The following is a 7,630-nucleotide window of genomic DNA, read 5'->3' as shown; positions in this document are numbered from 1 at the left end:
CATCGCGGCGCCGGTCCGGGTGTTCCGCGACAGCGCGATCATCGCCTACCGCAACCTGCTGACCATCCTGCGGGTGCCGACGCTGCTGGTGACCGCGACGGTCCAGCCGTTGATGTTCGTCTTCCTGTTCGCCTACATCTTCGGGGCGTCGCTGGGCGGTGGCCAGTATCGCGAATTCCTGCTGGCGGGCATCTTCACCCAGACGGTCGCGTTCAACGCGGCGTTCACGACGGTGGGTCTGGCCAACGACCTGCAGAAGGGCATCATCGACCGGATGCGCACGCTCCCGATGTCGCGGATGGCGGTGCTGATGGGCCGCACCCTGTCCGACACGGTGGTCAACGTGGTGGCGCTGGCCGTCATGGTGGCCTGCGGCTATCTGGTCGGATGGCGGATCAACGGATCGGTGGCCGATGCGGCGCTGGGGTTCGCGATCATTCTGCTGTTCGCGTTCGCGATGTCGTGGGTGGGCGCGCTGACCGGGCTGATCGCGCCGAATGTCGAGGTCGCGCAGAGCGCGGGACTGATCTGGCTGTTCCCGGTCACGTTCATCTCCTCGGCCTTCATCTCCGCCGAGACGCTGCCCGGCCCGCTGCGCTCGATCGCGGAGTGGAATCCGATCACCGCGGTCTCGGCGTCCGGGCGGAAACTGTTCGCCAACAGCTCACCGCCGACCTTCGCCGCCCCGCACGGCTGGCCGGTCGACCACTGCGTGGAATACGCAGTGGCCTGTTCGGTGGCGATTCTGGCCGTGGCGGTGCCGCTGGCGTTGTTGCAGTACCGCAAGGTGGCCAGTCACTGACGGTCCCGATACGCGAAAGTCCCCTCGCACCGACCGGTGCGAGGGGACTTTCGCTGTGTACTCGATCTACCGGCCGCGCCGGGTCTTGAGCAGTTCGAGGCGCTCCTGCAGCAGTTCCTCGAGCTCCTCCTTGGAGCGGCGTTCCAGCAGCATGTCCCAGTGGGTGCGCGGGGGCTTGACCTTCTTGGGTTCCTGAGTGGTGCCCTCGATCAGGATGCCCTCCTGGCCGTTACGGCACAGCCAGGTCGACGGGATTTCGGCGTCGTCGGCGAACGGGACGTCGAACTCCTCGCCGTTGTCGGTCCGGTACCGCGCCACTCGACGTGGTGCCAGGTCGTGGTCGCGGTCCGTCTCGTAGCTCACCGCTCCGAGCCGGCTACCTCGGAGTACGCGATCTGCCATGGTGTGCGGTCCTCTCTGGCCTGTCGGCAACGTTCTACTGGACTATCAACGCGCCGGCGGCCTGATCGGTTCCCGCGACGGTCAACCGGTGTATTTTACGGTCTCGGCCGGGCCCGGCCGAGACCGGCCCGGGCAGCGGCGGCGGTTCGCCGGTTGCGGCGTGGCCCGGGCGCTGGCGCCGGGGGACCGCTAAGGTGTCGGGTCATGTCGCGCCGTGTGCTGTCGCCGTGTCTGTGGTGCGGTCGGGAAATCGCCGATTCCGAAATCGGCCGTCGCCGCCGCTACTGCCGGCAATCCTGCCGCCAGCGCGCCTACGAACATCGCAAGGGTTTGGAGGGCACCGGCATTCCGGAGGATTCGGTGGTGCTGAGCGCTCAGGAGGCCGCCGATCTCGCCGACCGCTGGTTCGCCGCCCGCTGCGCGGCCGAGGATGTCGCGACCGCTGTCGCCGAGGGCGCCGACTCGTCGGAGCTGGCCGCATTGACCGCGAATCTCGTCGAGCTCGCCAAGGACGCCGAGCGGCTGCGCTGACCGTGCCGCACGACGGCCGCGGCCGTGCCCAGTGTCACCACGCTCAGTGCGAGGAATGCGAGCACGGTGGCGCGGTCGGGGTGGATCAACGGCTGCGCTCGCAGCGCCTGCCACAACAGCAGCGTCACCAGCCCGGCGTAGCCGAGGCCCAGGACACCGATCAACCGGGCGCGCACTCGTTCGTCCAGCCAGGGCCGCCGTCGCGCGAGCCAGGCCGTGATCGCGACCGCCGCGAGCAGGAATTGGATGCCGTGCAGCCCGGCGAAATGCGGGATCCGCAGATCGCCGCCGATCGTGCTCCAGTGCGTGATCGGCATATCGCCCACGCCGTCGCGCACGGGCTGGGCGGTATCGGTCACCGTGTGGCCGGCCGCCAGCCGCACCGGACGGCCGTGGGCGTCACGCACCGTCTGCTCGCCGGTGAAGCCCATCAGATATCCGAGCGCCATCCCGGCGACGGCGATGGCGAGCCCGGCGTGCACGGTCCGGCTCGTGGGACGGTCCAGGACGCGCTGCCGGCACAGGATCACCGCGACGACGAGGTTCGCGACGAACAGGCCCGGTACGCCGGAGGCGAACACCATCTGGCCGATCGAATTGACCGCATCGGTTTCGGTGTCGAAGTGGCTGAAGGTGCCGCGTGCCGCCTGCACCACGATGAAACCCACGTCCACGACGCCGGTGAGGGCGAAAACGGTTCCCGCCCACCAGGTCACGCGCGCGCCGCGGTGCGGCACCGACAGCAGCCACGCGAGGGTCAGCGTGTACAGGCAGAAGGCGATGCCGAACTTGCCGGGTTTGAGCCATACCGACTCACCGAGGATGCGGCGGTCGTCGAACGGCGCGGCGCACAGACAGCACAGCGCGAGTGCCGCCATCGCCGCCGCGGTCCACAGCAACGGCCGGTGCCATCGACGGGCGGGAGAGCTGATAGTGGTCATGACGCGAAGTGTGCGGGCGCTGGTACCCGTCGCGCGTCCCCCGGCCGTACTGTGCGGCTGTCATACTCCGGTACCGGTTCGCCGTCGGTGGAAGGCGAGCTCTGTCACGGGATTTGCACACCGAGGGTCGGTAGCGCAGGGTACCGGCGCGTCGTGGGTTGCAATTCGGAGTCGGGCCGGAAGCGTTCCGGCAACGGGTCGACTGCCCCGAGATAACGGGCTCGTCCAGGACGGTGGACACCCGCAGGGCCGCCCGGTGAATCCTGCTCGCGGCCTGAACCTTTCGCGACGTCGTCGCGGTCACCGGCGGCAGCGTGGCTCGAGATGTAACCGAAATATGTTCGCTACCAGGCAATTCGGGCACCGAACGGCGGCGCGGCTTGTCGGAGCATCCGAGTAACTTGGCGGTTATCAGCCCCAACGAAAATCTACGGGGCTTCGTATCAAGGGGGCGGAGGGCCATGTCGAACATCGACGAGCGAATCCGGATGGCAGTGGAATGGCTGCGCGGCAGTCAGTTACCGCATCTCGACGGGGGTGCGGGCTGGGGCTGGATCCCCGATGTGCCGCCCAATCCGCAGAACACCGCCGAGGTGGTCTGCATCCTGCATCGGGCCGGGTGCGAAATCCCGCGCGCCGCAAAGGTCGCCATGCTGGTGCGGGCAACGGTCGTGCAACGGCCGATCGGCGACGAATGGTACTTTCGCACGCCGATCGACGTCGCGTGGCGGATCCGGGCCCTGCGCTGCCTCGAGATCGAGGAGTCCGATCCCGGACTGGCCGGCGCCGTGCGAAATCTGCTGGACCAGCAGGATTCCGAAACCGGCGGCTGGCGGATGTCGGGTTTCCTTGGCCCGGTGTCGATTACCGCGACCGCTGCCGCTGTCGAGGCGCTGATCGGCGGCGGGGCCTTCGACGGCGAACGCCACCAGGCCATCTCGCGCGGCATCGCCTATCTGGTGTCGTCGATGTATCAGGAGCCCCGGACGTTGCCGATGTACGCGGCGGCGCACATCGCGGCCGTGCTCTCCCGGCCGGAGATCGTCCGGATCGGTGACAAGCGCGCCGAGCGCGCGTGCGAGTTGGCGGTCAAGCGCCTGCTGACCGGACTGCGCCGCGGTGAGTGCGATATCGAGACCGAGATCTTCCGCCGTGACGATCTCGTCGACACCTGGCGTCACCTCACCTTGCACCTGGCGGTCGGGGCTGTGATCGCGGCCGACAGCCGCACCATCTTCGATCCGGCCGTGCGGGCGGCGATCGTCGCGCTGCTGGATATGCAGGAGATGGACGCACTGGCCATCTACCGGGGCGGATTCCGCATCTCCGACGAGGGCCCGGTCACCTCCTATGCCACCACGCAGGCGCTGGAGGCGCTGTTGCAGGTGCGTCCGGCGATCAACGAGCGGGTGAATCCGGCCAAGGTGTACGACGAGATCTGCCGGGTCGACGGCGCCCACCGCACCGACCCGCAGGCGATCGCCACGCTGGGCCGTCATCGCATGCTGATGAATTCGACTGCCGGACAGGCGTTGCTGGTGCTGGCGGCGTCCGCCGGTGCGACGGTGTTCGCGCTGGCGGTGGGTTTCGACACCGTATTCGGCACGGTCGGCAGCCGCGCGCTGGTGGTCTGGGGAACGGCGCTCGTCGCGGTGGGTACGTATTGCGGTCTGGCGACGCGCTTTCCGCGACTACCCAAGCGGCATGTGGCGAGCGCGGTTTTCGCCGCGTTCACCGCGCTGGTCATGCCGGTGGTCACCTATCTGCTCGCCTGAGCCGATGAGCGGGCCGCTCGTCCTCATGGTCGCGGTGACCTGTCTGTGGGGTACCTCCAGTGCCCTGCTGGCAACGCTGGCCGCTCCCACCACCGCGGGCCTGGTGGCCCTCGGTGGAGCGGTGCCGCTGCTGGTGTGGGCGCGGCTGCGCGGGCAGCACCCGTGGACGACGCTGACCGCCCATCCGGGGCTGTACTTCCGGCTGGGCGGGCTCGAGGCCGCCAATCTGGCGCTGTACGTGGCGGCGCTGCGGATGGGGCCGTTGCCGGTGGTGGTCGCCCTGCACCTGACCGCGCCGGTCCTCATCATCGCCGCCGCGCTGGTTCGCGGCCGGCGGGCGCCCACGCTGCCGGTACTGATCGAACTGCTGCTGGTCGGGGCGGCGATCTGGCTGGTCGCCTGGCGGCACCCGGGCGGCGACGCGCAGATCGCGGCCCTGACCGGATGCGCCCTGGCGCTGGGCAGTGCGGCCTGTGTGGCGATGCTGGTCAGTGTGGTCGCCCGGCACTCGGGACCTGACCACACGGCCACCTCGGCGGCGTTGCAGTTGCTGTTCGGCGGCATCGCGAGCAGCCCGCTGCTGGCGCTGGATCCACCGTCCGGGCGGGTGGCTGCCGAGCTGGCCGCGATCGGCGCCACCCTCCTCGGACCCGGATTCGCGCTCTACTGGCTGGCGCTGCGGCGATTGAGCGCGGCCACGGCCAGCGTCATCGGGCTCAACGAGGCCGTCGTGGCCACGCTGGTGGGAGCGGTGGCCACCCGGAGCCTGCCCACCGCGGCGACCGCCGCGGCGGGGTTGCTCATTCTGATCGCGGCCGGGCTAGAGCAGCGATCGGCGCCGCGACATCGCGTGCCGCCCTGACGAATTCGGTGCAGGTCGCGGGGTCCTTGTCGCCTCGGCCGTCGTCGACGCCGGAGTTGACATCGACCCAGGCCGGCCGGACGGCGTCGATCGCGGCCGTGACGTTGTGCGGGTTGAGTCCACCGGCGAGCATCACCGGAAATGCCGAGTCGTCCAACAGTTCGACGATGCGAGCGCTGATCGACCAGTCGTGGGTGCGCCCGGTGCCGCCCAGCCGGTCGGTGGAACGCGAATCCAGCACGAGCCCATCGCAATCGGGGGCCGCGCGTTCGGCGGCGGCGACCGCCTCCGGGCCGGTGACGTGGACCGCGCGGATCACCCGCCGCCCGCCCGCACCGCGCCGGACCGCGCGCGCGGTGTCGTGGGAGATCAGGCCGTGCAGCTGGATGCAGTCGACGCCGATCCGGTCGGCGAGGCGCAAGACCTCGCCGGCGTCGGTGAGATGGGTGACCAGTACGCGTTCCATCGAGGAGGGCACCAGCCGTGACAACCGGTGGGCCGATTCCGGGTCGAGTTCGTCTTCGCTGAAATGCGTCGTGCCCGAAATGAATCCGGCCGCGTCCGCATCAGCGGCGACGACGGCCCGGAGATCGGACTCGCTACGGATACCGCAGATTTTCGTTCGGACGGTGATCATCGGCACACGATACTGCCCGAACGTGTCCGGTCCGGCGGTTCGTGTCGATTACCACGCTGCCCGCCCCCGCGGCGGGGCGCTCAGCCGACGCGGCGATAGGCGGTTCCGCGCCGGTCGGCCTCGGCCCACCGGCGGCGGTCCAGCTGCGTGTCGACGGCCTCCACGACGTCCGGGACGGTGATCTGCAGCAGACCCGGATCGGGGGTGTCGCCGTCGCGCTCGCCGGTGTGGCCCGCCCACAGGGCGATGTGGCGGCCGGACAGATGCGGCGGCGGCCCGCTGCGGCCGGGGGCGGTGGGGCCGAACAGCGCGACGGTGCGGGTGCCGAATGCCGTCGCCAGATGTGCGACACCGGTATCGCCGCACACCACCAGCGCCGCCTCGGCGACGGTGGCCGCCAGTTCGATGAGGTTCTGCTGCCCGGCCAGTACCTGGTCGTGCGACAGCCCCGCGCGTGCGGCGATGCCGAGGGCGAGGTCGCGTTCGAATTCGTCGCCGGTCACCACGACCTCGCGACCCTGCACGAGCAGATGCCGGATCACCGCGGCGAATCGTTCGCCGGGCCAGCGGCGGGCGGGCGCTCCGGCGCCCACGTGCACGACCACGCAGTCGCGGTGACTGGTGGTGGCCACCGGCGGCACCAAGCCGAGATTGCGGCGGTCGGCGTTGATTCCGGCCGATTCCAGCAGATGACACCAGCGGTCGATGTCGTGCATATCCGCTTGCCATTCGGGGCCGTCGAGATCGGGAAAGGCGGCATTGCGGTAGCTGAGCAGCCGGGCGGGTTCGGTGCGGGAGAGTTCGACGATGCCGTCGGCGCCGGGGCCCTGCAGATTGACCGCCAAGGCGGGGGCCGCGCCCTCCCAGCGCATGGTGTGCGGGTCGGCGGCGGCGACCATCTCGTCGACCGAGGTGATCAGGTCGACGATGGGTTTGAGCCGGTGCGGTGCGGCCAGCACGATGTGATCGCGCGGCCTCGCCCGGCGTAGCGCACGAAGAGCAGGGACCGCGGTGAGGAGATCACCCAGTCCACGTGCGCGCAGCACGAGTACAACCGCCACCCTCTTCTCCTAGCCATCACCAAGCGACCCAGCAGTCCCGACCCACTCGATTCCGCGCCGTTGCCGCGGCACGACCGAAGAGAGCCACCTGAAGATGACTACCCGACGCGATCCGGCGTGAAACGCGCGTATTTCCGCCGGGTCCGCGTCGGTGCTGTGGCCGGGGGCGGCGGAACCGGTAACCTGAGCGACGGTCGGGCCGAAACAAACTGGAGGATTTCATGATTCGCACCGCTGGACTCATCACCGCCGTCGCGGCGGCGGGCGCGTTCGCAGTGCTCGGCGCCGGTGCCGCGCAGGCCGCGCAGGGCACCGTCACCGTCAACGGGCAGATCTACAACAACCCGACCGGTTGCATCGAACCGCACGCCTACCAGCTCACCGTCGGCAACAGCACCGACAAGGTGATCGAGGTCCACGCCGGGCGGGGATGCACCGGACCGGTGATCGGCAAGGTCGACCCCGCCGGCATCACCATGGTGCCGCGCGGCAGCCTGCTGATCGTCGAATAATTCTCCCCGTTCCGCCCCGCGTCCGAGGATCGGCGCGGGGCGGAGCCGTGCCTGCGCACGGCAGGACAACGGCACCGTGAGAGCGAGCCCGCGAGAACGCCTGCGGC

The 7,630-nt window shown here is 69.8% G+C and carries 8 protein-coding genes; 5 read left to right on the top strand and 3 right to left on the bottom strand.

Annotation, left to right across the window (positions count from 1 at the left end; translation table 11 throughout):
• Positions 1-19: 19 nt before the first annotated feature.
• Positions 20-802 (top strand): ABC transporter permease, encoded by a 783-nt coding sequence (locus NE2_RS05375; RefSeq protein ID WP_063013596.1) that lies wholly within the window; start codon positions 20-22, stop codon positions 800-802.
• Between the two features lie 66 nt (positions 803-868).
• On the opposite strand, the gene NE2_RS05370 is transcribed toward NE2_RS05375, so the two are convergent.
• Complete coding sequence (locus NE2_RS05370; RefSeq protein ID WP_063024376.1) at positions 869-1,204, bottom strand: RNA polymerase-binding protein RbpA; 336 nt, start codon at positions 1,202-1,204, stop codon at positions 869-871.
• 204 nt (positions 1,205-1,408) lie between these two features.
• On the opposite strand from NE2_RS05370, the gene NE2_RS36920 reads away from it, so the two are divergent.
• The 3 genes from NE2_RS36920 (at position 1,409) to NE2_RS05355 (ending at position 5,313) form a co-directional block, all read left to right on the top strand.
• On the top strand, positions 1,409-1,735 hold the full coding sequence (locus tag NE2_RS36920; RefSeq protein ID WP_228816733.1) for a hypothetical protein: 327 nt from the start codon (positions 1,409-1,411) through the stop codon (positions 1,733-1,735).
• 1,342 nt (positions 1,736-3,077) lie between these two features.
• Positions 3,078-4,451 carry a prenyltransferase/squalene oxidase repeat-containing protein gene (locus tag NE2_RS05360; RefSeq protein WP_146165150.1) on the top strand — a complete coding sequence of 458 codons (1,374 nt, stop codon included), beginning with the start codon at positions 3,078-3,080 and terminating at the stop codon, positions 4,449-4,451.
• A gap of 4 nt (positions 4,452-4,455) precedes the next feature.
• Entirely contained in the window at positions 4,456-5,313 is an 858-nt protein-coding gene (locus tag NE2_RS05355; RefSeq protein WP_146165149.1) for a DMT family transporter, read from the top strand.
• On the opposite strand, the gene NE2_RS05350 is transcribed toward NE2_RS05355, so the two are convergent.
• Both NE2_RS05350 and NE2_RS05345 read right to left on the bottom strand, forming a co-directional pair.
• The gene (locus NE2_RS05350) at positions 5,252-5,950 is read right to left on the bottom strand and encodes a phosphoribosylanthranilate isomerase (protein WP_063024371.1); all 699 of its coding nucleotides are present in this window, start codon (positions 5,948-5,950) and stop codon (positions 5,252-5,254) included. The genes NE2_RS05355 and NE2_RS05350 overlap by 62 nt on opposite strands.
• 80 nt (positions 5,951-6,030) lie before the next feature.
• Positions 6,031-7,011 carry a glycosyltransferase family 9 protein gene (locus NE2_RS05345; protein ID WP_063024369.1) on the bottom strand — a complete coding sequence of 327 codons (981 nt, stop codon included), beginning with the start codon at positions 7,009-7,011 and terminating at the stop codon, positions 6,031-6,033.
• A 221-nt stretch (positions 7,012-7,232) separates the two neighbouring features.
• Here NE2_RS05345 and NE2_RS05340 point away from each other — a divergent pair, with 221 nt between their 5' ends.
• On the top strand, positions 7,233-7,523 hold the full coding sequence (locus NE2_RS05340; RefSeq protein WP_030517012.1) for a hypothetical protein: 291 nt from the start codon (positions 7,233-7,235) through the stop codon (positions 7,521-7,523).
• Positions 7,524-7,630 lie beyond the last annotated feature (107 nt).

This window comes from Nocardia elegans NBRC 108235, assembly GCF_001612845.1.
GTDB lineage: Bacteria > Actinomycetota > Actinomycetes > Mycobacteriales > Mycobacteriaceae > Nocardia > Nocardia nova.
Note: the sequence above shows the minus strand (reverse complement) of the source record. Positions and strands in the feature narration are given on the sequence as shown.